The organism is Salicola sp. AFF1, assembly GCF_056783195.1.
Map to the genome: position 1 here is coordinate 25,170 of NZ_JBXAYL010000014.1, position 25,817 is coordinate 50,986.

Below are 25,817 nucleotides of genomic sequence, written 5' to 3' on the forward strand. Positions count from 1 at the left end.
GGCAACATGACAGTGGAAACCGTAACGCCTCAAAGCGGCGTCACAATGACTGAACCCGCCATTGAACATTGCCGTGAACAGCTGAAAAAGCGCCCGGAAATGGCCGGCATCCGCTTGGGAACCAAGAAATCCGGCTGTTCCGGGTTCAAGTACACCACGGATTTCGTGCGCGAACCGGATGACGACGACGCCGCCTTTCAGGTCGCGGAGGATGTGACCGTCTATGTCAGCAAGACGGACCTCACCATGGTCGGCGGCACCGAAATCGATTTCGTCACCCAGGGCATCAACAGCATGTTCGAATTCCGCAACCCCAACGCCAGCGCTGAATGCGGCTGTGGCGAGAGCTTTGCGGTCAACTGAGGCAGCCGGAACACACTATGAAGGATCGGGAAGTTGTCGTAACCCAGCGTGATGTTGAAGCCCGACTGGTGCCTTCCGGTACCGCCATCACCATTCCCGAGGGAACCTTTGTTACCCTCACCCAGGCCCTGGGCGGCAGCTTCTCCGTGGCTGTCAACGGTAACCTGGCGCGCATCGATGGCAAGGATGCGGGCGCCATCGGCAAACAGGTCGCGGCAAGCGAATTCGAAACGCCCAGCGACGGCAGCATTAACGAGGATCAGGTCTGGGAAGCGCTCCAGACCTGCTACGACCCGGAAATCCCCGTCAACGTCGTCGACCTGGGCCTGATCTACGACTGTAAGGTCTGGCGCGACAGTGAGGGCAACCACGCCTACATCCTCATGACATTGACCGCTCCCGGCTGCGGCATGGGCCCGGTGATTGCCGACGATGTCAAGCGTAAGGTAGAGTCCGTTCCGAATGTGGACGATGTCGAGGTGGAACTCACTTTCGACCCGCCCTGGAGCAGTGAGATGCTCACTGATGAGGCCAAACTCGAACTTGGGCTGCTGTAATGACCGCTGAAACCGCCGCCAACTTCACCAATACCGAACTCGGCACCGACATCACCACCGAGGATGTCCGGGACGGCTTCGAACTGCTTGATGACTGGGAAGACCGCTACGGTTACATCATGGACCTGGGCAAAAAGCTGCCGCCCTTCCCGGAGGCGGAAAAACGGGAGGAAAACTACGTTCATGGGTGCCAGAGTCAGGTCTGGCTCATCCATTGGCAGGATCCGGAAACCGGTCGGCTCTATCTACTGATCGACAGCGACGCCATGATCGTTCGTGGCCTGGCGGCCATTATCATGATTGCCCTCAACGGCCGCACGCCCGCGGAGCTGCTCGCGGTGGACATCGAGGGGCTGTTTGAGGAACTGGACCTGATGCGCCACATTTCCCCCACCCGCGGGAATGGGCTGCGCGCCATGGTGGAACAGATCCAGGCTCTGGCACGGAAAGAGAAAGAAGCAGGGTGAGCGGCCAGCCTCAGAATCCAGCCTGACGCTACCAGATCACTACCCTGTCCCCGCGCTGGATGTTGATCCTCCCTCCTTCGACCGGCAAGCGCCCACTACTGAAACGCGGCTGGACCTGTTGCACCTCCAGAGTCTGGCCTGTCGGCCTTAGAGCAGGAGACTCCCGGGGTTGATCCAGATAGCGTTCAGCCCTCAGCAACTCCATGCTCTGGCCGGGACGCAGGCCGGAATCCGCCCCCGCACTGATCCGGATGCGCTCACCATCCACCCGCTCCACAGAGGCGATGAACGGCTGACACCCGAGGTTGATAGCCACCTCATCCGCCAACGCCGATAGCCGTTCGCCGATGCGTTGCCCGTACTCGGTCTCGAAAAACGCCGGCGTGCCAAACCCGACCTCCGCCGCCAACGCACGATCCCACTTGCCACGCACTTCCAGGCGCTCGCTCATCACCATCACGCCACTGAGCCCATCATAGACAAACAGCTCAACGGCCAGCCGACGCTGCCGATTGGCGATCCCCAGCCCCCGGCGCAACTGGGAAACCGTTGAGGTTCCCCAGGCTTCCGGCGCCTCGGCCCCAATATCCCGGACCACACCAGAAATTACGAACTGGACGCCCATGGACCGGCTCAACTCGGAAGCCCGCGTCAGGCGCCGGTCCTGAGCCTGCACCGTGGGCGCATTAGCCAGGCGCTCATAGAGACGCCGGTCAAAGGCGGAATGCATAAGAATCGTGTCACGCGGGCTCAGCTCCTCGCTCAGCATTCGCGGCAGAGCCGAGGCCACGTTATCCAAGCGCCCCAGCACCGCCCCCTCGGTATCCTGCAGCGGGAAACGGGTAACGGCCACACTCTTGCGGAAGCGGCTGGTATCCCGTCCCGGACAGGAGGGCCCCTCCTCCAAAGCCGGAGCGCGCTGCAGGCGACGCAGGTACTCCCTGAAACGGGTGCGGTTGTCGGTCTCCCTCGGCGCCAGGGCCTGGCTGGACCCGTCCCGCACTGCATCACCTTGTGACGGCCCCTCCAACCCGGAAACAGCGGGCCGCGGCCGAAGCCGCTCCGGGAAGTGTACCTGGACCGGCATCGCCCGAACGCCGTCTTGCTGTTGCTCCGCGCCGGTCCCCAGCAGCGGGTACGCTGCCAGGATCGCCATCAGACAGCCCAGAACATGCCGATTCATGACCCCTCCAGAAAAAACAGTGGTTCCGGTCCCATGCGCACTGCATGAAAACCGGCAATTCCTTGCCTTCCCCGTGCAAGGGGAGTTTCTCCGGCGTCCCACCAGCCCCTGAGCGTGTACCACCAGAGTCCTGCCCCCACCCGCCAGCAGGCAGGGCCACACCAGTATGGCCATTCCCAGACCTTTCACCGCTGCCTCCTGGCCCCCTATGGGCTGATCAACACCCTAAGGGATGCAAATACTGGACCATGGTGCTAGCTCCCCGCGGATCCCATGTGAGATCAACCTGAAACCCAGTGTAAAATGTCGTTTCTGCACGTTGCGGGAAGTGGCCATCCCGCCCGATTCAGCTACCCTTCAGTCATCAACATTAAACTCATGTTAGCTTAAAGGAAGACCCGACCATGACATCAGCCAGCCCCGATCAAGCCATCCTCTCCCACCTTGCCGTCGCTGTTGGCCTCGCTACCGTCGCCGCCAGCGTGCAGGCCGCACCACCCCAGTTCAATGACGTCCGAGCTTTCGGCATGGGCGGCACCGGCGTTGCCGCAGCCCGCCCCAGTGGGGCGGCTCTGGTCAACCCCTCTCTGCTGGCGGCCGATCACAGCGGCTGGAATGACGGGTTCTCGGCAACGCTGCCATCCGTTAATGCGCGCTACGCGGAAAACGAAGACGTCGTTAACGAGGTGGACCAGATCCAGGATACGATCGAAGCTCTGGAAGTGGCGGTTGACTCGGCCACTAACAACCCGAGCCAGTCGAGTGTTCAGGACGTCAAAGACGGAGCCGACACCCTGGCTGGTCAACTCCGGGGCATCAATAATGAGTTCGTTCGGGGGGATGCCGGCCTGGGGACCCTGTTTGCGGTTCCATCGCCCTCCCTGGCGGTCGGGCTTCACCTGGATGCCCGCATCCGCGCCACTGTGGAAAGTCGCATCGACGAGGATGACCTATCAGCTCTGGAGGATGTCACGAACCTCCCCCAAAGCCCGACTCAACAGCAGCTCGAAAACGCGCTTGCCCCCATCTACGACCCGAACTCCGGCGAGCTGACGCCCGAGTCCGACGGCCGTATCCTGGCCAGCGCGATGAGCGAGATCGGCCTGACGCTGGCACGGTCCTTCAACATTCAGGGCCACGATGTCAATCTTGGTGTTACCCCCAAACTGGTCCAGATGCGCACCTTTGACTATGCGCAGGGTGTTGATGAGTTTGAGGAGGATGATTTTGATTCCTCCGAGTATGAAACGGACGACAGCCACATCAACATCGACATCGGGGCCAGCACCGATCTGGGCGATAACAACCAGTGGCGGCTCGGTGCCTCCGTGCGCAACCTGATCCCTGAATCCCTGGACACCGTTGAGGATAATGGACGCCCCCTGATCTACGACCCGGAAGAAATGACGTTGGATCCGCTGGTTACCGTTGGCGTCGCCCACAGTAGCGGCTGGCACACCCTCACCGCTGACTTGGACCTGACCAAGAACGAAGGTATCGGCCCGGCAGCGGACCAGCAATGGCTGGCGCTGGGTGGGGAATTCAACGTCTATGACTGGATCAACCTCAGGGCTGGCGCCCGTCAAAACCTGGCCAGTAACACCGGAAGCAACGGCATCGAGGAGGAAACCCAGTACACTGCCGGCTTTGCGCTGTCACCCTGGGCCCTTCGCATCGAAGCGGGCGCTCTTTTCAGTAGCGAGGAAACCGGCGCCGCGCTGGAGCTGGGCATGTCCTTCTGAACGCCTTTCCTCAAAGGGCAAGTGCAGGGCCTTGTAAGGGCCCTGCCACTGTCTCACAATACGCAGCGCCAGCAACCACCGGCCTGCTCATTGCCAATGCCAGAAACCGTCCCCTTCCAATGCCGCCCAGGCTGCGGTGCCTGCTGTATCGCGCCCTCCATTTCATCGCCCATTCCCGGCATGCCGAACGGCAAACCCGCGGGAACTCCCTGCGTCCAGCTCGACGAGAACCATCACTGCAAGCTCTTTGGCGACCCTTCCCGCCCCAGGGTCTGCGAAACATTCCAGGCGGAATACAGCGTTTGCGGCAACAGCCGCGAGGAGGCGCTGGTGATCCTCACAGATCTCGAAGGTTGAGGCCCCGGCGCGCGCAGGCCCAACAGCCTTGTTGCAGACTCAGGACAGACACTTTAGATTATTCTAAACGCACAAACACAGAGTGATGGTCATGAGCATCCGAAGCCTCCCCGAGATCGTTGCCGAAACCAAGGCCAACCTGAGCTGCATCACGCCGGATGCGGCCCGCGATAGGCTATCGAGTGAGCCGAACACACTGGTCATTGATGTGCGCGAACCGGCAGAAGTCCATGAAAAGCAGGCAGCCGGCACCATCAATCTACCGCGTGGCATTCTGGAGATGAAAATCCCGGAGTATACGACTGATGCGGACACCCCCATCCTGTTGCACTGTGCCACAGGCGGTCGTGCCGCGCTTGCCGCTGAGGCGCTTCAGCGGATGGGGTTCCGCAACGTGAGCATCATCGATTGCAGCTGTGATGAGGTCATGCAGGCCCTCGGCGCCGCCTGAGCCTGGCCCGGGCGCGCCGACGACAAGCCTCAAAGACAGCGGTCTTCCAACGCCCGGCGGTCAGGGATGAACAGCCTGCCCCGCCTCAGCTCAAAGACCCCCTCTTCAGCCATATCCCGCATCAGCCGGGAAAGGGTTTCCGGCTGCATCGCCAGGCGGGTGGCAATCTGATTCTGGGGCAGCGGCAACTCCACCTCAATGTTGTAACGCTGGTCTTCGGGCACGAATTCCAGCAGGTAGCGCATGACCCGCTGTACGCCACGGCGCACCGTCATCACCTCCAGCTCGCGGAAACGCTGCACCATCCGAGAGGCATACTGGCGCAACAGCAACTGATTGTATTCCGGGTCCCGATCCAGAATCTGGCGGAAGCGCTCCGTGGGAATGGCCAGCAGTTCCGTGCGCCGCAATGGCTCCGCATACGCCACGTACCGCGCGGGGTCCGCATAAATCATGACATCCGCAAAGACCTCTCCCGGGCCATGACTGTCCAGCGTGCGCTCCTGGCCGGAGGTGTCCAGCCGGTACAGCCTCATTCGCCCGCTCACCACATAGAAGAACTCATGAGCCGGAGAATCCTGTTTGTAGAGCACCTGACCACGGCGTAGCTGCACCAGCCGCACACTCTCAGCCAGGTCCTCAAAATCCGCCCTGGAAAGACCATTGAACAGCGGATGCTGGCCAAGCAGCGCCATGCCGGAACCGGGGTTCCGGCACCGGTAATTCTTGGGTGGCACGACAGTTTGGGTGTCATCGCTCATGCAGTCATTCATGCAGTAAAATCAGCTCGCGCCGTAAAGTTATGACTCGGTATACAGATTATCAATCCACTCCTATCCTGACTCTTGCTCTGATGGCTGATCGAGCTATCCCTAAATGGGTAAACATAGGATTAGAAGGCGCTTTGTGGTACGGTTCGGTTTATGCCAGATAATCCGAACCCCCAGGGCAAGGGCCTGAGACCGGTTCTGGCCTTCCTCGAGGAAAGCCGGGCGCCGGCACTCATGGCCCAGCCCAAGCAGATCAAACAGATTTCACTGGAACTGTTCACCTCGCTTTTCGTTCTGGAGAGCGACTTCAAGTTCAAGCCAGTCCGTGGCAGCAACTACTGGCTCTACCAGAAAAACGGTCGCTTCTGGCTCTCACCCATCAGCCCGGATGAGTGGAACGAGAAGGTCTATGGTCGTTACATTGGCGAATGTGAACTGCACGAAGACATGACCTGGTCGCTGGAGATGTCCGAAGAGGCGGCCAATGATACCGAGCTCATGGCCAGCCTGGAACGGCGCTGGGAAGCCTTTGAGGAGGCCATGGAGGAATCTGAGACGGTGGAGGACGCCTTGCCCCGGTACCAGGAGCAGATGCCGTTCTATCAGCGTGCCTACGCTTTCGCCCTGGCCCACTCACTGCGCTCCTCCATGCAGGGGTCCGGCATCCAGACCCTTTCCTACCGCGAGGCTCAGGCCCAGCTGCCCGACGAGCCGGAAGCCGGCGCCTAGCTGCCCGTGCAAAACCAGTCCCGGATAATGAAACTTATCCGGGGCTCGGTTTTTCCGGATTGATCTTCCTTCCGCTCCAACAACAGGTTACGCATGTTCCTGTTGCAGTCACACGTTTCCGATTTGAAACAAAGGCCAGACAAAGGTAGCCTGCAAGGCGACCATGGGGCCGGAAGCCCCTCACATAACTTAATGACAGGCACCGCACGCGGGGGCGAACAGCCCGGCGCACTGCGGAAAACAAAGGAGACTACCGATGACAGCACTGATCTGTGGATCGTTCGCTTACGACACCATCATGACCTTTGATGGCAAGTTCAAGGATCACATCATGCCGGATCGCGTTCACATGCTGAACGTGGCCTTCCTGGTACCGGAGCTGCAGCGCAACTTCGGCGGTACCGCCGGCAACATCATCTACAACATGAACCTGCTCGGCGGCGATGGCCTGGCCATGGGTACTGTTGGTGCGGACTTCGGCGGCTACCGCGAGTGGCTCAAGAAGCACAACATCAACGACAAGTACGTGACGACCATCGATTCCGAGTACTGCGCGCAGGCCTACATCACCACGGACATGGAAGACAACCAGATCACGGCCTTCCACCCGGGTGCGATGAACCATGCGCACACCCAGACCGTGCCCACCGACGAAGGCATCAAGATGGGCATTGTCGCGCCGGACGGCCGTGACGGCATGATCGAGCACGCACGCCAGTTCGCGGACGCGGGCATTCCGTTCATGTTCGATCCGGGCCAGGGGCTGCCGATGTTCGATGGCAATGATCTGGAGTGGTTCGTAGAGAAGGCGACCTGGGTTGCCGTGAACGACTATGAAGCAGGCATGCTGGAAGAGAAGACGGGCCTGAGCCGTGAGCAGATCGGGGCGAAGGTTGAGGCGCTGATCGTGACCCTTGGCGGCGACGGTTCCGTGATCTATGCCGATGAGGAAGTCCACGTTGAGCCGGTCAAGCCCGCGGCCATTAAGGACCCGACCGGCTGTGGCGATGCCTACCGTGCGGCGCTGCTCACCGGTCTGAGCGAGGGCAAGGATTGGAAGACGGCGGGGCGCATGGCGTCCCTGATGGGCTCGATCAAGGTGGCCAGCACCGGGCCGCAGAACCATTCGCTGACTCGTGATGAGTTTGCGAAGCAGTTCAAGGACGCTTTTGGGGTGGCGCTGGACTGATTGCCAGCTCTCCCTTTTGAGCTTTTGGAAATGCCCGGCCTTGTGCTGGGCATTTTTGTTTTGGCTGCCTGCGGCTGGAAGGGGGAACCCTTTCCGGGACCGCTGTGAACCCATCCATGGGCGCTGGCGCGATGGCATCCCTGCCATCGAGCCTCCCGGAAAGGGTTCCCCCTCCCATCCTTGATCAAACGTTTTGGGTTAACGCCGGCCTTTCACGGGCTTTTATCCCGAGCAGCTGGCGCCGCCGAGGACGCAGAACTTGGCGCAGTGGGGGTGGTTGAGGGGCACTTCCTGGAAGCTCTCACTCAGGGTCTGGCCCAGCTCGAACTCGGGCTGATACGGCAGCAGGGTGCAGGGAACGACCACGGGGTGGTCGGCGCCCTTACGCTTGATAACCATGCGGGAGCTGGCGCACATCTGGTCGTCCGGCGAGGCTTTGAGCTTGCGCCAGCAGTCGGTGGTGATCTCGGGCACATCCACGCGCTCGTCCATTTCCGGGAACAGCACCACCTGATGCCGGTTCCAGGCGTCCATCTGGATGCCTTCACGCTCAAACAGCCGTGCAAAGCCGGCGCGCATCTGCTCCTCCGTCTCGCCGGAAAACAGCCGCCCGGCAATATCGAGATGGAACCCATGCTCGCTGAGCCACTGCATACCCTGAATCGCCGGGTCCCAGGAGCGTTTACCGCGCTCCTGCTCGTGCACGTCCTTGCTGTAATGGTCGATGGAGATGCGCATGGTCAGGCGGTCGCCGTACTGCTTATGGACTGCCAGCAACGGTTCGCTCACCTTCATCATCGGTTTCATGGCGTTGGTCAGCACCAGCGCCTCATAGCCCCGCCGCAACACCTCATCCAGGATCGGTACCATGTCCGGGTTCATGAACGGCTCACCGCCAGTGAAGGCAATGGTCTGCGTCCCCAACCCTTCCCGCTCAATCTCATCCAGATACGCCGCCACCTCGCCCACACTGATGTAAACCAGGCTGTCGTTACTGGGCGAGGACTCGATGTAGCAGTGCTCGCAGGTGAGGTTGCACAGAGTGCCGGTGCAGAACCAGAGCGTCTCCAGCTTCACCAGGTGCACACTCGCCCGCAGCTCCCCGTGCGCGGTTGTCCACGGATCCCGGAACTTGCGCGGATCCAGCAGCTTCAGCGGTTGGGCTACGGTTTCTTCCATTATCGTTTCCTGCTCTGTTACCGACTTCTATTGTTTCTCATACGCACCAGACAGCGTGTGGACCATGATGTTACAGAATCGATGCGGGGCGTTATACTCTGAGCGAACCTCAGCTTGATAATGGCAACTATCTCAAACACATGGAAGAAAGGATGCGGGGGTGGGCTTTCAGGGAGGCTCGATGGCATGGATGCCATCGCGCCAGCGCCCATGGATGGGTTCACAGCGATCCCTGAAAGCCCACCCCCGTAGCCTTTCGTAGGTGTTAGACCAAGGCAGTTGCGTTGCATGCCACAACCGTATTTTCGAGGCACACTATGACCGACCACATCATCCAGGAAAAAAGCCACCAGATCCTGATCCTGCGCATCAACCGTCCGGACCAGAAAAACGCCCTCACCCACGCCATGTACACCGCGCTCGCGGACGGTGTGGCCGAAGGCCATAACGACCCCGACATCCGCGCCATCCTCATTACCGGCAACACCGAATGCTTTACCGCCGGCAACGACCTCTCCGAATTCGAAAACGGCCTTCCGGACACATTCCAGAACACGCCCGTCGGCCGCTTTCTATTCGCCCTGGCCGAAGCCACCAAACCCATCGTCGCCGCCGCCAACGGCCCCGCCGTGGGCATCGGCACCACCCTGCTGCTGCACTGCGACCTCGCCTGGGCCGGCAGCAACACCACCTTCCGCATGCCCTTCACCAACCTGGGCCTGTGCGCCGAAGGCGCCTCCAGCCTGCTGCTGCCGCGCTGGCTCGGCCGGGCACGCGCCGGTGAACTGCTGCTGCTCGGTCGCCCCTTTGATGCCGCCAAAGCCGAACGCTACGGCCTGATCAATGGCGTCTGCGACCCCTCGGAGACCGAGACCTCGGCCTGGAACGCCTGCCTGGAGCTGGCCGCCCTGCCACCCGCTGCCCTGCGCGCCACCAAGGAACTGATGAACGCCGCGACGGCCGAGGAAGTCTCAGAGGCCATGCAACGTGAAGGACAACGCTTCGCCCAGCGACTGGAATCACCGGAGGCTGGCGAGGCGTTTGCCGCGTTCAGGGACAAGAGGGCCCCGGACTTTTCCCGTTTCAACTGAGGTATCACGCTCCCCGATCGCCCCTCAGTCAGAGGTTGCCGGTGCCGAAGAAGCGGGCAACCTCGTCACTCTGGGCCTGGGCATCGCGATAACCCAGTTCAATGAGCTCCCGACAGTAACGCGAATCAAACAGCAGATAGCTGCCGAGACTGGCCCCGGAAACATTGCCATCCTCGGGCACCCCCGCCAGCGTTCTCAGAACGGTCGGGAGGCCATCCATGTATTGCTCTGCAATCTCCTCCAACGGCTGACTGGGTGAGATATTCAACAGTTCGACCGGCTTTAGATCCACATCGCTCTGGGCCAGCGCCTCCTCCGGGATCATCGAAAGGAGCCGATTGATGAGATCCAGCCGCTCAATATCGTAATCAAGAGTGTCCAGAAACAGACCGTTGAAGACATGGCTCATGACCTGACCGAACGTAGGCACTGGCGGATGGGCCGGGCGCTTGGGCGCACACTGGCTGTTGGCACTGACGCCAATGATGAGCACCTTGTCCGCCCCCAGACGGATGGCGGGACTGATGTGGGCTACCTGGCGTGTCACGCCGTCACCGAAGAACTCCCGGTTGATATGGACCGGCTCAAAGAGTGTCGGGATCGCGGATGAGGCCATTACATGATCCAGCGTGAGCTCTGTTCGGGCTCCGGCACGCTGGCCGTTGCTCCAGCTGGCGATCTCTGTGCCTGCCTCAAAGAAGCACAGGTTCTGGCCCGTGGTATAGCCACAGGCATTAAGACCGAGCGCCCGCAGATGGCCCTGCTCAATGGTGTTATGCACGGCCTCAAAATCAAGCTCCTTCTCCAGAAGGCTGCGTAAGGGGCTGTTATTCAGTAATGACAGACTGTGGCGCTGCTCCCCGCCCGAGATCAGCTTGCTCGCAACCCGGCTCATGCCCCGCATTATGGCCAATGAGCCGGAATGGTAGACCTGATCCACGCTCAGGTTCGCCCAGATGTTCTCCAGATGGCTGACGTTGTGCCGGAATATGCCGCCACCACCAGCCAGCGCCGCCGCATTGATCGCACCCGCCGAGGTGCCCACCACCACATCGAACGGGTAACCGCTGCCTGGGTACATATCCGAAATCGCCCGCAATACCCCAACCTGATAGGCGGCCCGGGCGCCACCGCCGGTCAGTACCACACCGGTATTGGTCATCCTGCACTCCTGGCTGTATTGGTCACTCGTTTGTCACCAGCATAGCCGCTCAACAGCGAATCGTGTTATCAAGGCGGTATTGGTAAGGAGGATCTGTGGCAATGAACCCAAGAGCAGCAGCACTGACCACCGTGTTCGCGATACTGGCGGGCTGTGCAACTGGCCCCGGCACCAGGACAGCAGGGATCGTGGAAGCACACCACTCGGAAGTCGCAGACTGCAAGCGTGTTGGATCAGTCTATGGCAGCGCCTCCGGATTCCACTGGTCCCGTAGTAGGGCCATGGCCAGCGCCCGCAACAAGGCTCTGGAAAGCGCCGCCAAGCAGGATGCCACCCACGTGGTCTGGCAGCATGATGAACAAAGCACGACCCCCGAAGTCAGCGGTACTGCCTACCACTGCCCCCGGTAATCACAGTTCATCGGCGGGTGGGCGGCGCGCTCCCATCAGGACCATGAACAACGCCGTACCAATGCCCCAGGCCCCGTTCAGTATGAAACCACCAATCCAGGTGGCGACGGAAACCTCCATGCCCTTGAGTGGAAATACCACCAGCATCGCAACCGCAGTGGGCAACAAGGCACCGAACAACAACGAGAGGCCCCAGTAACCGACGTTCCCCATGCGCCGGACGACCGCCCACAACGGCAGACCCCAAAGCCCTCCCCAGAAGGCCAGCGATACCACTGCCGGAACCCCCAGAGGCGGGGTCGACTCCAGATTGAAAGGTGGCGCCGGCACCATCCCGGCAAGGTACATCAACCCAAAAACGCCCTGGTGGAACACCAGGGTTGCCAGAAAAGCCGCTACAAAGGACTTGATCCAGACCATCATCTTCCTTCCGGTTGGTGAGCACTGCTCGTCAGCCTAGCAGTTCCCAACCGGATTAAAACCGTACCCGCATACTCCCGATCAGATTATGGGAGCGCACGGAAAGCTTGCTTTTCACGCCGCTGGCCGAACGCATGCTGATGTCCTCCCAGGAGCGGTAACGATAGGACACCTCCAGATCCAGCATGCTGAACGGTTGCCAGGCCACCCCACCAATCAACTGGTAACCATAGGTGATGTCACTGTCATCCATGACCACGCCACCGGTCTTATCCCCGCCAAGCGCATTCTCATTGGCGCTGTGCGTGTCAAAGGTCACCTCACCAACACCGAAACCCAAACCACCCACCAGCGCCGTACTATCGGTCAGGCTGAAATCCCCGATGGCATTGGCAAACCCGAAAGTGGCCTCCGACTGGCCGGACACATCACGCACCCGCTCACGGCTGCCCTCCTGCTCCACCTCACCCGTGTCCTCATCAACCACTGGGTCATCATCAATAGCCGGCTCTTTATTGGGCGTATTATCAAACACCATGCTGTCCACCTGGTCACTCTGCAGCCCAAACTCCAGCTCCAGCCGGCCACTGACGGCGGCGCCGCTTTCGAATGCCTGCCCGATACTCACCGACGCTGTGTCACCCCCCTCATAGGCCCCGGTCACGCGGGTACGCCCCTCGTCCCCCTGACTGAAGCGGGTATCCCGGAATTGGGTATAACCGCCATTCACGCCAACGTAGTAACTCTGCGCCTGCACCGGTGTCGCCAGTACCAGCATCACCACCGCCACCGCGGAAAAGGCCTGCCTCATGCGATATCTCTCCCTATCGCTGTATCGCGAAAGGCATTGATACCATAGCGTGGCCGGTGATTCCGTGGCGCTCTTAACAGTGCCGGGAATCAGGTTGCGATCTTCAGGCACTTACCGTACGTAAATAACGGCCGGTTCCCCGCTGGCACCGCCCGGGACCCAAAGCAATCCACAGATGAGGCACCAATGGACCAACCAGACCAGCCAGTACTTCGCGACATCGTCCTCATCGGCGGCGGCCACAGTCACGCGGGGGTACTGCGCAACTTCGCCATGAACCCCATCCCCGGCGTGCGCCTCAACCTCATCTGCCGCGACACCCACACCCCCTACTCCGGCATGCTCCCCGGCTACATCGCCGGCCACTACCGCTACGACGACGTCCACATCGACCTCAGCCGCCTGGCCGAGTTCGCCGGTGCCCGTTTCTACCGCAGCGAAGCCATCGACATCGATCGCACCAACCAGCGCGTCATCTGCCGCGACCGCCCAGCGATCCCCTATGACCTGCTCTCCATCAACATCGGCTCCACCCCAAGGGTCGACCAGGTCGCCGGGGCGGAGGACCACAGCGTGCCGGTCAAACCCATCAACCGCTTCAATAACCGCTGGCAGTCGCTGCTGGAACGCATGGAAAACCACAAGGGCGAACTCAACGTGGCCGTCGTCGGCGGTGGTGCTGGTGGCGTGGAGCTGACGCTGGCCATGCAGTACCGCCTGCGCCATGAGCTCAGCGCCATGGGCAAGGACCCGGAGGCCGCCCGGTTCCACCTGTTCAATGCCTCCGAGCAGCTCCTGCCCACGCACAACAGCAACGTTCGCCGCCGTTTCGAGTCCGTTCTGCGGGAAAGGGGCGTCAACGTTTACGAAAAAACCCGCATCAATCAGGTCAACGACCGCCAGCTGGTCGCCTCCAGCGGCGAGACCTTCGAGGCGGATGAAGTCCTCTGGGTCACCCAGGCCGGCGGCGCCGAATGGCTGACCGGTACCGGGCTGGAGCTGGACGAAGGCGGCTTCATCAGGGTCCGGGATACCCTGCAGACCGTCACGGATCCCAATATCTTCGCCGCCGGCGACATCGCCACCATGATCAACCACCCGCGTGAAAAGGCTGGGGTGTTTGCTGTGCGCCAGGGCAAGCCGCTGGCGGAGAATCTGCGGCGGGCTGTGCACGGCAAGACCCTCAAGGACTACCACCCGCAGAAACAGTGGCTGGCCCTGATCAGCACCGGCGATCAGTATGCCGTGGCCTCACGCGGGCCCATGGGGGTCGCCGGCGAATGGGTCTGGCGCTGGAAGGACTGGATCGACCGGCGTTTCATGGCGAAATTCAACAATCTGCCGGCCATGAGCGAGGACAGCAAGGACGACCCGACCTCTGGCATCGCCCTCAGCAATGACGAGGCCCAGCAGGCCATCTCCGCCGTGGCCATGCGCTGCGGTGGCTGCGGTGCCAAGGTCGGCAGCACCGTGCTCTCTCGGGCCCTGAACAGTCTTCAGCCCATTGAGCGCGACGACGTCCTGGTGGGCCTGCACGCCCCGGACGACGCCGCCGTGGTGCGGGTTCCGGACGGCATGGCCATGGTGCACACCGTGGACTTCTTCCGCGCTTTCATCGACGATCCCTACATTTTCGGCCAGGTCGCCGCCAACCACAGCCTGGGGGATCTCTTTGCCATGGGCGCCGAAGCCCAGAGCGCCACGGCCGTGGCCACGGTGCCCTACGGGCTGGAATCCAAGGTGGAGGATGTGGTCTACCAGATGATGGCCGGCGCCGTGGAAACACTGAACGCAGCCGGCTGCGCCCTGGTTGGCGGCCACACCGGCGAGGGCAAGGAGCAGGCCCTGGGCTTTGCCGCCAATGGCTATATCGACCCGGACACCGTCATGAGCAAGGGCGGCATGAAGGCCGGAGACGTGCTGATCCTGACCAAGCCCGTAGGCACCGGCACCCTGTTCGCGGCCCATCCACGCCTGGAGGCCAAGGGGCGCTGGATCGATTCGGCCCTGGCTTCCATGCTCGTCTCCAACCAGAAGGCCGCCCGCTGCATCCATGAACACGGCGCCCAGGCCTGCACGGACGTGACCGGCTTCGGCCTGCTTGGCCACCTGGTGGAAATGACCCGCCCCTCGGGCGTGGATGCGGAGCTGGACCTGAGCGCCATACCCGTGCTGCCCGGCGCCGAGGAAACCGCCGCCTCCGGCATCCTCAGCTCACTGCAGCCGGCCAACGTGCGCCTGCGCCGCGCCATCCGCAACCAGGAGGAGGTGGTGAACCATCCCCGCTACCCGCTGGCCTTCGACCCCCAGACCGCCGGCGGCCTGCTGGCGAGCGTGCCGGCGGACCAGGCGGATGCCTGCGTTGCCGAACTGAAGGCACTGGGTTACCCGGAAACCGCCATCATCGGCCGGGTGAAGGAGCAGGGCGAGGCACTGGAGCCGATCCTCCTCAATCCCTGAGGCGGAAGCGCCAGCTCACTCCCGGCGCGTCCAGACCGTCAGCTGCGCCAGCGTATGCTGGTGCTTGCGCCGCGTCTCCCGGATCACGAAAGGCACATCCTCCGGCTCCGCCGCGAGCGCCAGCCCCGGCTCCAGGTGCGCCCGCATGCCATCCAGCACTGTCACCGGCTCACCATCGGCACCGTAGTACCCACCAATCCAGCTGTCGCGCGGCGTAAATTCGGGCAACAGCGTGTACGGCGACGTCACCACCAGCACCCCGCCTGGATTCAGGCGCTCCCGAAGTCCACCGAGAAACGGCCCCGGATTCGGCATGCGATCAATCAGGTTACCGGCGAAGATCAGGTCATAACCGCTGTACTCCGGGCCTGGATTGCCCGCATCACCCTCCTCGAACGACACCCGCGCGGCTTCCTCGGCCAGCCCGAGCTCGGCCAGGGACGCGGTCTCCTGGTGGCCGATCTCACCTTCATCAACCAAGCGGTAGCTCAGCTTTCCATCCCGGCGCAGCCGTTCCGCAGCATCAATGAACCGGTGCGACAGGTCCATGCCCAGCACATGCTCAAAGCCCCTGGCCAGCTCCAGGGTACTGCGCCCGGTGGCACAGCCCAGATCCAGGGCCCGGTTACCCCGGGGCTTGGCTTGCAGGCAGCGCTCGGCACAGGCTTTCGGGAAGTTCGGTACGCCGAAATGCTTGGGGCCGTAATGGAAGTCCATGTACTGGCCCAGCTGCTCATCAGACTCATAGAAGTCGGTCATAGAAAAAGGTCTCGTACACCATGAAGGTCTGAAAGCAGGTGGTCGGGTAGTGTTTTACGGGAAGCTCGGTCGCCACGGATGGCGACCGCGCAGCGTCCATGGATGGATTCATAGCGATTCCCGTAAAACACTACCCGAGCACCTGCCCGCAATAAGTTATCAGTCCTGTGACAAAGCACAGGTCCGGAACCCGGTATAAACATCACACCGATCCGGATGATACGCCTGCCGGTAAGTGCCACGAATCAACATGGACGACGCCGCACAACCACCCCCCTTGGTGGTCTTGTGCGTCGCGAACTGCAGCGTCGACATGAACGGATACATATCCACCGAGAACCCGTCATAGGGCATGAAATGATTGCCCGTCCACTCCCAGACCGTACCCAGCATCTGCCGACACCCGAAGGGACTTTCGCCCGCCGGGAACGCCGTTACCGGCACACGGCCCATGTAGCGCTGATCCATATCCAGCTTCGCCGGGTCCATCTCATTGCCCCAGGGATAGCGCCGACGCGCCTCACCCGGCCTGTTGGCCAGGGCCGCCACCTCCCACTCATACTCAGTGGGCAACCGCCGCCCGGCCCAGTTGCAGAACGCCTCCGCCTCCCAGTAACTGACCTGCTTCACCGGATGCCCCGGCTCCAGAGGCAGCCACTGATCAAAAACGCGCTCGTACCAGCGGCCATCACGCTTGCGCCAATGAAAGGGGTGCGTCTGAGCGCCCATCAGCGGCGGCTCGCCGGTTCCGAAGTTCAGGTTGATCTCACGCTCCAGCCACTTGCGGCCGCCCTGGCTCCAGAACTCGGGGCGCTCATAACCGCCCTCCTCCACAAACTTCTGGAACTCGCCGTTGGTGACCAGGGTTCGGGAGATACTGAATTCGGGCATATCCACCTCAAAAGCCGGCTTCTCGTTGTCGAAGCCGAAGTCCTCGGTGGCATAGGCATCGGTATCCCGGTTGGCCGGCAGGCCGATCAGGTAACGCCCAGCAGGGATGGTTACATCACCGCGTGCGTCCTGATCCACGCCCTCACCGGTGAAGCCCTGGGGTTCCGCGAAGGGCGGCGCCGGGTAGCCCACGGTCTGGCGGCACCAGGTCATGGACTCCACGTGCATGTTCTGGTGGTAGATGGCGTAACGGTACAGGTACAGCGCCTCGTCCGTCAGCGGCTGGTTGCGGATGCGGTCTTCCACACGCTGGACGATGGTGTCCATGTAGGTGAGCGTATCCTCGCGCGAGGGGAAGAGGCTCTTCGACCAGCGGTCCTCGTGATCCATGTAAAAGGAATCCCAGAGTTCATCCATGGAGGGATCGTAGCTCGGGGTGCCGTCGAGCCAGTTGAGGACGAACACCTCGTAGAAGAAGGTGGAATGGCCCATCTCCCAGACTGGCGGGTTCACGCCCGGGTGATAGGGAACGCTGAGCTGGTCCTCGCGCAGGCTGCAGACCAGATCCTTCACGCGGTCCCGGGTATGGTGTAGGGCGTGGATCAGGCTTTCGCGGTCGTTCATCCCGTGCGTTCTCCGTAGCAAACAGTTCGACAGGGTTTACGTTGTCTAGCGGCTACCGTATTGGTCCACAACGGCATTGACCACCCGTTCCAGCGCCGCCTGCTCGGTTTCCGGCCGGAACAGGGGAGCGCGCGCCTCGACCCGGCTCTTCAGGGCCGCCAGGAATTCCGGCTCGCACTCGGCGCGCAGGAGCTGCCTGCGCAACGCGGCAGTGTCCTTCACTGGATAGGTACCGGGATAGTCCCCACCGAGCAGCCCTGCATTGCCGGGGATGTCCGAGGCGATCACCGGCAGGCCGGCCACGCAGGCCTCTGAGACCACGTTGGCACCGCCCTCCATCACCGAGCTGATCACCATCAGCCGGGCCTTCGCCATGTGCTGGCGCACCAGCCAGCGGGGCAGTTCGCCCTTCCAGTCGAAGCGCGGGTTCTCCCGTAGCGCCTGCTGCGCCAGCGCCTGCCACTGGTCATCATGCGCCCGGCCGAGCTGGATCACGTTGAGCCGCGAGTCCGGCGGCATCTGTCGGGCCGCCCAGGCAGTGCGCAGGGGATCCTTCTCGTCACGCAGGTGACCGATGACCACAACGTCGAACCGGGACTGTACCGGAGCCCGTCGGGTGGGGAGCGGCTCCGCCGATTGAAAGACTGTATGCAGGCGATTGTGGAATTCTTCCGGAATGTCATCCGCTACCCGTTCATGCAGCCCGATCAGAGCGTCCGCCTCGGCCATGCTGTAACGGGTGACCTCCGGGTGCGTCTTCTGGAAACGGTAGATATCCGTGCCCGTGAGCGCCACAATCAGAGGCCCCGAAGGGGCATGCGCCCGGTACGCACGCACGGAGTCACTGCTGCGCCAAGCGTGAAGGGCCACCAGCAGGTCCGTGGGTTGGGCATCGTATTCCGTTATAATGCGCGCCCGGTGGCCAGCACGCCTCAGCAGAGTAGCCCAGCGTTCCGCGGTCGCGCGGTTGCCGGCCCGGGAGCCACGGGGAGCCGGGGTGATGAGCGTTATGTGCAAAGTCTCGGACCTCCCGATGTAATGCTTGCTGTGGGCACTTGCTGTAATCACGAACGAGGCTCGCTCTTACGATAGCAGCTGATCGCTGGCGCCGTCCGCGGCGTATCGTTACGTTACTTCATGAAGAACAAGGACTGAGGAGACACTACCATGCGATGGATCACCGGCCTGATTTCGGCCCTGATAATGGCAACGCCGGCCATGGCGGAGCCAACACTCTACTTCACCGCCATCCCGGACCAGGACGAGACCAGCCTTGAAGAACGCTTTTCCAAGGTCGCGGATTACCTTGAGGCTGAGCTGGACGTGCCGGTACGTTTCGTGCCGGTGAAGTCCTACGCCGCTTCGGTCACCACTTTCCGCAACAATCAGGTGCAGCTGGCGTGGTTCGGCGGCCTTTCCGGCGTTCGTGCCCGCGAAGCCGTTCCGGGCTCCAGGGCCATCGCCCAGGGCGCGGAAGACCAGGAATTCCGCAGCTATTTCATCGCCCATGAAAGCACCGGCATTGAACCCTCCGAGGGCAAGCTGCCGGAAGCGGTGAAGGGCAAGACCCTGACCTTCGGTTCACGCGGCTCCACCTCCGGGCGCCTGATGCCGGAGCACTACATCCGAGAGCGCTTCAACCAGGCGCCGGGTGAGGTCTTCAAGCGCGTCGGCTTCAGCGGTAACCATACCCGAACTGCCCGGCTGGTCGAATCCGGCTCCTACCAGGTCGGCGCCCTGAACTACAGCGTCTGGGAGGAGATGGTCGAAAATGGTGAGGTGGATACAGACGATGTCCAGGTGATCTGGAAGTCGCCCACCTACCCGGATTACCAGTGGACCATCCGCGGTGACGTCAATGAACGCTTCGGCGACGGCTTCAGCGACCGGGTCCAGCAGGCGCTGCTGAACATGGAGGATCCGGAGCTGCTGGAAAGCTTCCCTCGCTCTTCATTCGTCCCCGCCAGCAACGACGATTACGCGACCATCAAGCGGGTTGGCAGGGAAACGGGTCTGCTCGACTGATGGCGATACTGGCCGTCAATGACCTTTCCGCCAGCTATGGAGGAGAGCGGGTTCTCGGCCCGCTCTCACTCAGCCTAGCATCCGGGGAGCGTGTTGCGCTGGTTGGCCGCAGCGGTGCCGGCAAGTCCACACTGCTCAGCCTGCTCTACGACGAGGCGGAATCCGGCACGGCCTACATGCCCCAGGACCTGGGGCTTGTGGATACGCTGTCGGTCTTCCACAACGTCTACATGGGCCAGCTTGACCGCCACACCGTTCTCTACAGCCTCTGCAACCTGCTGCTTCCCCTGAAAAAGCCCAGACGGGCGATTCAGGAGCTTCTGGATGAGCTCGGTCTTGGGGATAAGCTGCGTGAACCCGCTGGCGAACTCTCAGGCGGTCAACGCCAACGCGTGGCGGTAGCACGGGCGCTTTACCAGCAAGGCAGCCTGCTGCTGGCGGACGAGCCGGTTTCCGCACTGGACGGCCCGCTGGCCCGGCGCATCATGGAAGCCCTGACACGGGTCTACCCCACATCCGTGATCGCGCTCCACGATGTGGATCTGGCCCTGGCCTACTCCGACCGCATCATCGGTATACAGGACGGCCACATCGCCCTGGATGAACCCAGCGCTCGACTGACCGTCGCCGACCTGCAGCCGCTGTACTGACATGCTTCGATCCCGCACCGGCCTCACAACCCTGACCTTCATCGGCGTGGCGCTGGCCTGCCTGCCGTTTTCGGACCTGGCGATCACCACGCTCAACCCCTGGCAGGAGCTGCAGCGGCTGCTTTACGGGCTGGCCACACCGGATTTCACGGCCACCAACGAGCTGTTCACCGCCTTTACACGGACCCTGGCCTACGCCTTCACCGGGGTCGCACTGGGCGCGCTGGCCGGCTTCGTGCTGACCACCCTTTTCAGCTCCCGGCTTGTGCGGGCCTTCTGCGCCTTCATCCGCTCCATTCATGAGATCTTCTGGGCACTGATCTTCCTGCAGTGCTTTGGCATCCACCCACTTTCCGGGGTTCTGGCCATCGCCATTCCCTTTGCGGGCATCTTCGCCAAGGTCTACTCAGAGATCATCGACGAGGCGGACCCTCTGCCCGCCCGGGCGACCCCGAAGAACACCCGCCGCCTGCTGCGCTATTTCTTCACCCAGGTGCCTGAGGCCTGGCCGCACCTGCGGACCTACACCGCCTACCGCCTGGAATGCGGCCTGCGTTCCTCTGCCATTCTGGGTTTCATCGGACTGCCGACCCTGGGCTTCCACCTGGAGGCGGCGTTCTCACAGGGGTACTACTCCCAGGTGGGCGCGCTGCTGCTGGTGTTCTATGCGCTCATCGCCACCATGCGGCTCTGGCTTCGGCCACGGCTGGTCCCCGTCTATCTGCTGGCCGCCCCCTTTTTTCTGGGCGAGGGGCTGCCCATCATGTGGGGCAACGTTACCCGCTTCGTGACCCAGGACATTGTGCCCCGGCCGCTGCGTGAGGGCGAAGGCTGGGACGGCCTGCAACCCTGGCTCATGGACCTCCTCGCAAACCAGGCGCTACCAGGCATCTGGAACACCCTGCTTCTGACCCAGGTGGCACTGGTGGCCACGGGCGTGCTGGCGCTGTTGGCCTTCCCGCTGATCTCCACTCATTTCACCGGCCCGGTCCGGCGTACCGGTGGCCATGTCCTGCTGGTCATCGCCCGTTCCACGCCGGAATACATGCTGGCCTACATTCTGCTCCAGCTGTGGGGTCCATCCATGCTGCCGGCGGTGGTGGCGCTGGCGCTGCATAACGGCGGCATCATCGGCCACCTGGTCGGGCGCATGAGCGACGAGGTTCCCCTGCGACAGGGCGCGCCCACCGGGTTCAACCGGTACGCCTGGGAGCTGGTGCCACGGGTCTATCCGCCCTTCCTCGCGTTCCTGTTCTACCGCTGGGAAATCATCATGCGCGAGACGGCCATTCTGGGCATTCTCGGCATCACCACACTGGGATTCTACGTGGAGGGGGCAATTCAGGAGATCCGCTTTGACCGTGCCATGGTACTGATCCTGATCACCGCGCTACTGAACATCGGAGTGGATGCCCTGTCACGCCGGATCAGGGCATGGCTGAGGCTCCGGACGCGCCCCACCTGCGAGGCCTGAATCCTGGCTCAATGGTCTTTCTCCCGACTGTGTATGGCGTACAATTCTGTTTAGATAGAGTTGATAAAATGTCGAGGCTCAAGAAAACGGCGTCTTTCAGAACTCTGTCCTGAACACCCACTCTGTGCTTTATTGTCAGGGCTGGATCATCTGCAAGAGGTATTGAATGTCGGACCTGGTACGGCTCGGGCCCGGGCTGCTGACCGTAGGCAAGCCACTCCCCTGGCCGGTTTACGATGAAGCCGGCAACCTGCTGGTGGCACAGGGGTACGTGATCCAGAACGAATGGCAGCTGGAGCGGCTCTACGAACAGGGTATGTACGAGCCACCGGCACGGCGCGCGGCAAAGCGCCGCTATGACGACGTCACGCCCCGAGTCAGTCCGTTCGCGGAATACTCGGTATTGCTGTACGAGCTGGAGCAGGCGTTGAACCGGATCATCAATACCGACACGCGCGCTGGTGACCACCTTGAGCACCTGGCCCGGCGCATCCAGCGTCTCTGCCAGCAGGATGCCAACGCCTGTATTGGCCTGATCCACGTTTATGCCGTGGAACCTTCCGCCTACGAGCAAACGCTGTTCTACGCCATCATCTGCTGGCTGGCTGCGCACCACTTCGAGCTGGATGAAACGCGCACCCTGATTCTTCTCCAGGCAGCACTGACGGCCAACATTTCCCTTTTGCCCTATCTCGACAAACTCAACAAAACGAACCGCAAACTCAACGACGAACAGCGCCGGGTCCTCCAGAAGCACCCCCAGGCCAGCGCCAGGGGACTGCGCAAGGCAGGGGTCAAGCAGAGCGTCCTGTTGCGGATCGTGGAACAGCATCATGAGCGGTTTGACGGCAGCGGTTACCCGGAAGGGATCAGTGGCGATGACCTGCTGGCCGAGGCCAAGGTCCTATCGCTGGCGGAGCGCTATACCGCCATGATCACCAAGCGGGCCTACCGCGAGCGCTACCGCGCGGATCACGCCATGGAGGAGATCTCCACTTCCATGGCCGAGGACCCTCACCAGGTGGTCTATGAGGCGGTATTCCAGCAGCTTACCCCTTACCCGCCTGGCGTACTGGTACAGCTGGCCAATGGCGAAACCGGACTGGTCACCCACCGTCGGCACAACCCCAGGTCTCCCATTGTCCAGGCTCTGTTCAATGCCCAGGGGAAACGCTATCTGGGACCGCTCCGGCGCGACACCAGTGCGGAGGAGTACCAGGTACAGAACACGCTGGTTCCGGACATGCTGCCCTCCCTCAACCTGGCCCTTCTCTGGGGGTATGGCTGACGCTATCCCCGGTGGCCATCGATACCAGCCTGTCAGCAATGTCGAAGCCTTCTTGCACTGGTATAATTGGCATCCGGCCCCGCGCAAGCAGTTCCGCAGCAGCCGCTGGTCGGTGATTGGGAGATGACATCATGAGCACCTGTTTGAGCTCGCGCAGAACCCGCGCCTACACCAAGGGCGCGCTCTTGCTGATGGCGTGGTTGGCGGTCATCCCGGTCAGCGCCGACACGGGCCAACTCCGTGTAGAGCGGGCCTGGTCCCGGGCCACTCCGCCGGGAATCGAGCGTGGCGCCGGTTACATGACACTGCACAACGGAGGGGATCAGGCCCGTACCCTGGTGGGAGCCCATGCGGACTGGGCCCAACAGATCCAGATCCATGAATCACGCGAATCCGATGGCCAGATGCAGATGCAGGCCCTGAACAACGGCCTGAGACTGGCGCCCGGCGAAACCGTTGAACTCGCTCCCATGGGGCTTCATCTCATGTTCATGGGCCTCGACGGGCCACTGACCGAAGGCAACCCACGCGCGCTTACCCTTGAGTTTGCCAACGGGGAAACGCTGGATACCCAACTTGAAGTGCGGCCCCCGGGCGCCAGCGCCAGCCAGCACAATCACTAAACGCCAGGAGCTGCCCAATGCCCCAGAACCTACAATGGATGGTCATCCTCGCCGGCCTCATCGCCATCGTCGGGCTCAGCCTCTACATCGCCCGCCAGTGGCGACGTCTTTACCAGTACCGGCGCGCTGTAGAGCGCACACGGGCACTGCAGAACGAGCGCCGGGACAGCATGATCGAAAGCATCCGTATTCTGGCCATGACCCTGCAACAGGAACAGGTGGAACCCTCCGAGGGATGCATCCGCATCAAGGGCCTCCTTGATCATGTCGAACCCGAGCTGTTGAACCACAAACCCTACGACGTCTTCCAGACCATCTACGAGAAGACGGAACACATGCCCACCCATGAGGCGCGCCAACAGGCCGATCCGAAGCTGATCCAGCGTCTGGACGAAGAGCGTTTTGCACTGGAGGCGGAATACGCCGACGCCATCCAGGAAGCCGCCATGGCGATCCGTTACTACGGTTTTGACGGCAGCGTCGCAGCATCCACCGGTGAGCCCAGGACCGTTGATCCGGGCCGGTCCACCCTCCAGCCATGAGCCGCCAGTGCCCACACACCGTGGCAACAGTCACCATAAGCGACCCCAGGTACTGATGAACAGCTCCCTGTCCCAGCTGGCCCATTCCGTTTCATCAGCGGTATCGCTGGAGGGCCTGGTTCGCCCCATGCTTGACCTGATCCAGCAGGCAACCGGTCTGGACTCCGTATACCTCACAAGGCTGAACCACGAGGAAGACACCCAGGAAATCGTCTATGCCCGTAATTCCGGCCAGCTGACTTTGAAAGAGGGCAGGCGGATCCCCTGGCAGGATACCCTGTGCCGCCGCGCCCTGACCGAGAACCGCCTTTTCACCCAGGACGTCCCGGACGTGTGGGGCGACTCCAGTGTGGCACGGGAACTCGGGATCCAGACCTATGTAACGGTCCCCGTGCGCCAGAGCGATACCCTTTCGGGAACCCTTTGCGGTGCCAGCGCTTCCAGGAAGGCCATTTCCGATGCCAACCTGGCGACCCTGCACCTCTGCGCAGACCTGATTGCCCACCAGATCAGCCGCGAAGAACACGCCTGCACTGTCCGCAATCAGGCACTTGAAGCGGAAAGGCAGATGCAGCGGATGGCGCTGGTGTCCCACGTCAGCCGCCTCTGTCTCTCCGCTTCGCGACTCTACGAGGCCGTCACCCAGGTGGCCACGGAGCTCGAACGCTCAGGCCTGTGGGAACGGGTCATCCCCCTGCACCTGAGAGACAATGGCTGCAGCCAGGCCATGGGCCGGCATGATCCGGAAGCCACCCGTCTGGCAGATGCCTTGATGGAGGCCAACCCCGACCACCTGGAGGGCATGCTGCACAGTGACCATGAACACCTGATCTTCCCGCCCAAGGACATGGACTGGGTCCGCGAACAGCGCCGTCGCGAGGCCCTGCCCGAGGACGGGGACGCGGCACTGCTGGTGGTGACCTCCTCCGAGAAGGCGGAAGCGGCCATCCTGATTCTGTCCGGGCACGACCTCAACCGCGCCCCGGATGAACACCAGCTCCTGAACAGCGTGGCCAATGCGCTCTCACTGCTCGCCAACCGGCTCCTGGATCACGCACGCCTGGAAGCAGCCAACCTGGAACTCAAGCACAACGCGCTGCATGACACGCTGACAGGGCTGCCCAACCGGCGCTACCTCATCGAGGAACTGAAGCGCCTCCTGGCCCAGGCGGAAAGGGTGGATGGCGCCCTACACGTTGCTTTCATTGATCTCGACGGCTTCAAACAGATCAATGACACCTATGGCCATGAAACCGGAGATGCGTTCCTGGAGCAGCTTGCCGTGCGCCTGCGCAACCTGTCGCGGATGGGCGACCTGGTCTCTCGCTATGGAGGGGATGAATTCGTGTTCGTGGGCAAGCCCAGCCCCTCCGGCGATCCGGTTCAGGAGCGCACGACAATCACCGAGCGCCTGCGCGAGGGCACCACAGGGCGCTATGAACTGGGGAGCCTTTCCCTGGACTATCCCGGCCCGAGCATTGGGGTTGTCACCTGGCAAGCCGGAGACGAAGCGGATGTGGACGTACTACTGGCGCGCGCCGACCAAGCCATGTACACCGACAAACAGGCGCGCCGCGCAACCCCCCAGGAGTAGAGGGTC

Annotated in this window: 27 protein-coding genes; 18 read left to right on the plus strand and 9 right to left on the minus strand. The window is 62.1% G+C overall.

Going from position 1 to position 25,817, the window contains the following annotated elements; all coding sequences use genetic code 11:
- Positions 1–6 precede the first annotated feature (6 nt).
- The 3 genes from AC1RQI_RS10740 to AC1RQI_RS10750 are packed head-to-tail and all read left to right on the plus strand — an operon-like array spanning position 7 to position 1,387.
- Complete coding sequence (locus AC1RQI_RS10740; protein WP_481904786.1) at positions 7–363, plus strand: HesB/IscA family protein; 357 nt, start codon at positions 7–9, stop codon at positions 361–363.
- Between the two features lie 17 nt (positions 364–380).
- Positions 381–920, plus strand: coding sequence for a putative Fe-S cluster assembly protein SufT (gene sufT, locus AC1RQI_RS10745; protein ID WP_481904787.1), 540 nt, complete (start codon positions 381–383; stop codon positions 918–920).
- Entirely contained in the window at positions 920–1,387 is a 468-nt protein-coding gene (locus AC1RQI_RS10750) for a SufE family protein (RefSeq protein WP_416635520.1), read from the plus strand. Before sufT ends, AC1RQI_RS10750 begins: the two co-directional genes overlap by 1 nt.
- A gap of 28 nt (positions 1,388–1,415) precedes the next feature.
- Here the strand turns inward: AC1RQI_RS10750 and AC1RQI_RS10755 are convergent, their stop codons facing one another.
- Positions 1,416–2,570 (minus strand): flagella assembly protein FlgT middle domain-containing protein, encoded by a 1,155-nt coding sequence (locus AC1RQI_RS10755; RefSeq protein WP_481904788.1) that lies wholly within the window; start codon positions 2,568–2,570, stop codon positions 1,416–1,418.
- Positions 2,571–2,974: 404 nt separating this feature from the next.
- On the opposite strand from AC1RQI_RS10755, the gene AC1RQI_RS10760 reads away from it, so the two are divergent.
- The 3 genes from AC1RQI_RS10760 (at position 2,975) to AC1RQI_RS10770 (ending at position 5,120) form a co-directional block, all read left to right on the plus strand.
- The gene (locus AC1RQI_RS10760) at positions 2,975–4,312 is read left to right on the plus strand and encodes a conjugal transfer protein TraF (RefSeq protein WP_481904789.1); all 1,338 of its coding nucleotides are present in this window, start codon (positions 2,975–2,977) and stop codon (positions 4,310–4,312) included.
- A 96-nt stretch (positions 4,313–4,408) separates the two neighbouring features.
- A complete protein-coding gene (locus AC1RQI_RS10765) occupies positions 4,409–4,669 on the plus strand; it encodes a YkgJ family cysteine cluster protein (protein WP_416635526.1) in 261 nt (86 codons plus the stop codon).
- A 91-nt stretch (positions 4,670–4,760) separates the two neighbouring features.
- Positions 4,761–5,120 (plus strand): rhodanese-like domain-containing protein, encoded by a 360-nt coding sequence (locus AC1RQI_RS10770; RefSeq protein ID WP_481904790.1) that lies wholly within the window; start codon positions 4,761–4,763, stop codon positions 5,118–5,120.
- A 29-nt stretch (positions 5,121–5,149) separates the two neighbouring features.
- Here the strand turns inward: AC1RQI_RS10770 and AC1RQI_RS10775 are convergent, their stop codons facing one another.
- Complete coding sequence (locus AC1RQI_RS10775) at positions 5,150–5,881, minus strand: Crp/Fnr family transcriptional regulator (protein ID WP_416635530.1); 732 nt, start codon at positions 5,879–5,881, stop codon at positions 5,150–5,152.
- Positions 5,882–6,043: 162 nt separating this feature from the next.
- Here AC1RQI_RS10775 and AC1RQI_RS10780 point away from each other — a divergent pair, with 162 nt between their 5' ends.
- Entirely contained in the window at positions 6,044–6,619 is a 576-nt protein-coding gene (locus AC1RQI_RS10780) for a DUF2452 domain-containing protein (RefSeq protein WP_481904791.1), read from the plus strand.
- A gap of 256 nt (positions 6,620–6,875) precedes the next feature.
- Positions 6,876–7,808 carry a carbohydrate kinase family protein gene (locus AC1RQI_RS10785; RefSeq protein ID WP_481904792.1) on the plus strand — a complete coding sequence of 311 codons (933 nt, stop codon included), beginning with the start codon at positions 6,876–6,878 and terminating at the stop codon, positions 7,806–7,808.
- A 222-nt stretch (positions 7,809–8,030) separates the two neighbouring features.
- On the opposite strand, the gene AC1RQI_RS10790 is transcribed toward AC1RQI_RS10785, so the two are convergent.
- Positions 8,031–8,987, minus strand: a complete 957-nt coding sequence (locus AC1RQI_RS10790) for a radical SAM protein (RefSeq protein WP_481904793.1) — start codon at positions 8,985–8,987, stop codon at positions 8,031–8,033.
- Positions 8,988–9,304: 317 nt separating this feature from the next.
- On the opposite strand from AC1RQI_RS10790, the gene AC1RQI_RS10795 reads away from it, so the two are divergent.
- Positions 9,305–10,078: an enoyl-CoA hydratase gene (locus AC1RQI_RS10795; RefSeq protein ID WP_416635538.1), complete on the plus strand. Its 774-nt coding sequence runs from the start codon at positions 9,305–9,307 to the stop codon at positions 10,076–10,078.
- A gap of 28 nt (positions 10,079–10,106) precedes the next feature.
- Here AC1RQI_RS10795 and AC1RQI_RS10800 read toward each other — a convergent pair whose 3' ends face one another.
- The gene (locus tag AC1RQI_RS10800) at positions 10,107–11,240 is read right to left on the minus strand and encodes a patatin-like phospholipase family protein (RefSeq protein WP_416635540.1); all 1,134 of its coding nucleotides are present in this window, start codon (positions 11,238–11,240) and stop codon (positions 10,107–10,109) included.
- A 101-nt stretch (positions 11,241–11,341) separates the two neighbouring features.
- Between AC1RQI_RS10800 and AC1RQI_RS10805 the strand changes: the two genes are divergently transcribed.
- Positions 11,342–11,650 (plus strand): hypothetical protein, encoded by a 309-nt coding sequence (locus AC1RQI_RS10805; protein ID WP_481904794.1) that lies wholly within the window; start codon positions 11,342–11,344, stop codon positions 11,648–11,650.
- On the opposite strand, the gene AC1RQI_RS10810 is transcribed toward AC1RQI_RS10805, so the two are convergent.
- Both AC1RQI_RS10810 and AC1RQI_RS10815 read right to left on the minus strand, forming a co-directional pair.
- A complete protein-coding gene (locus tag AC1RQI_RS10810) occupies positions 11,651–12,073 on the minus strand; it encodes a hypothetical protein (protein WP_481904795.1) in 423 nt (140 codons plus the stop codon).
- Positions 12,074–12,125: 52 nt separating this feature from the next.
- Positions 12,126–12,881, minus strand: coding sequence for an outer membrane protein (locus AC1RQI_RS10815; protein ID WP_481904796.1), 756 nt, complete (start codon positions 12,879–12,881; stop codon positions 12,126–12,128).
- Positions 12,882–13,067: 186 nt separating this feature from the next.
- Between AC1RQI_RS10815 and selD the strand changes: the two genes are divergently transcribed.
- A complete protein-coding gene (gene selD / locus AC1RQI_RS10820) occupies positions 13,068–15,341 on the plus strand; it encodes a selenide, water dikinase SelD (protein WP_481904797.1) in 2,274 nt (757 codons plus the stop codon).
- A 15-nt stretch (positions 15,342–15,356) separates the two neighbouring features.
- On the opposite strand, the gene AC1RQI_RS10825 is transcribed toward selD, so the two are convergent.
- The 3 genes from AC1RQI_RS10825 to senB all read right to left on the minus strand — a co-directional run bounded on the left by AC1RQI_RS10825 (position 15,357) and on the right by senB (position 18,632).
- The gene (locus AC1RQI_RS10825) at positions 15,357–16,100 is read right to left on the minus strand and encodes a putative 4-mercaptohistidine N1-methyltransferase (RefSeq protein ID WP_481904798.1); all 744 of its coding nucleotides are present in this window, start codon (positions 16,098–16,100) and stop codon (positions 15,357–15,359) included.
- Positions 16,101–16,259: 159 nt separating this feature from the next.
- A complete protein-coding gene (gene senA / locus AC1RQI_RS10830) occupies positions 16,260–17,615 on the minus strand; it encodes a selenoneine synthase SenA (RefSeq protein ID WP_416635551.1) in 1,356 nt (451 codons plus the stop codon).
- Between the two features lie 45 nt (positions 17,616–17,660).
- Positions 17,661–18,632, minus strand: coding sequence for a selenoneine biosynthesis selenosugar synthase SenB (gene senB, locus AC1RQI_RS10835; RefSeq protein WP_481904799.1), 972 nt, complete (start codon positions 18,630–18,632; stop codon positions 17,661–17,663).
- 150 nt (positions 18,633–18,782) lie between these two features.
- Between senB and AC1RQI_RS10840 the strand changes: the two genes are divergently transcribed.
- The 7 genes from AC1RQI_RS10840 to AC1RQI_RS10870 all read left to right on the plus strand — a co-directional run bounded on the left by AC1RQI_RS10840 (position 18,783) and on the right by AC1RQI_RS10870 (position 25,811).
- Positions 18,783–19,640: a putative selenate ABC transporter substrate-binding protein gene (locus tag AC1RQI_RS10840; RefSeq protein ID WP_481904800.1), complete on the plus strand. Its 858-nt coding sequence runs from the start codon at positions 18,783–18,785 to the stop codon at positions 19,638–19,640.
- Complete coding sequence (locus AC1RQI_RS10845; protein ID WP_481904801.1) at positions 19,640–20,290, plus strand: phosphonate ABC transporter ATP-binding protein; 651 nt, start codon at positions 19,640–19,642, stop codon at positions 20,288–20,290. Before AC1RQI_RS10840 ends, AC1RQI_RS10845 begins: the two co-directional genes overlap by 1 nt.
- Before the next feature lies 1 nt (position 20,291).
- Positions 20,292–21,764 (plus strand): PhnE/PtxC family ABC transporter permease, encoded by a 1,473-nt coding sequence (locus AC1RQI_RS10850; protein ID WP_481904802.1) that lies wholly within the window; start codon positions 20,292–20,294, stop codon positions 21,762–21,764.
- Between the two features lie 166 nt (positions 21,765–21,930).
- Positions 21,931–23,052: an HD-GYP domain-containing protein gene (locus tag AC1RQI_RS10855; protein WP_481904803.1), complete on the plus strand. Its 1,122-nt coding sequence runs from the start codon at positions 21,931–21,933 to the stop codon at positions 23,050–23,052.
- A gap of 131 nt (positions 23,053–23,183) precedes the next feature.
- Entirely contained in the window at positions 23,184–23,675 is a 492-nt protein-coding gene (locus tag AC1RQI_RS10860; protein ID WP_481904804.1) for a copper chaperone PCu(A)C, read from the plus strand.
- Positions 23,676–23,692: 17 nt separating this feature from the next.
- Positions 23,693–24,217 carry a DUF2489 domain-containing protein gene (locus tag AC1RQI_RS10865; protein ID WP_481904805.1) on the plus strand — a complete coding sequence of 175 codons (525 nt, stop codon included), beginning with the start codon at positions 23,693–23,695 and terminating at the stop codon, positions 24,215–24,217.
- Between the two features lie 7 nt (positions 24,218–24,224).
- On the plus strand, positions 24,225–25,811 hold the full coding sequence (locus AC1RQI_RS10870) for a sensor domain-containing diguanylate cyclase (RefSeq protein WP_481904806.1): 1,587 nt from the start codon (positions 24,225–24,227) through the stop codon (positions 25,809–25,811).
- Positions 25,812–25,817 lie beyond the last annotated feature (6 nt).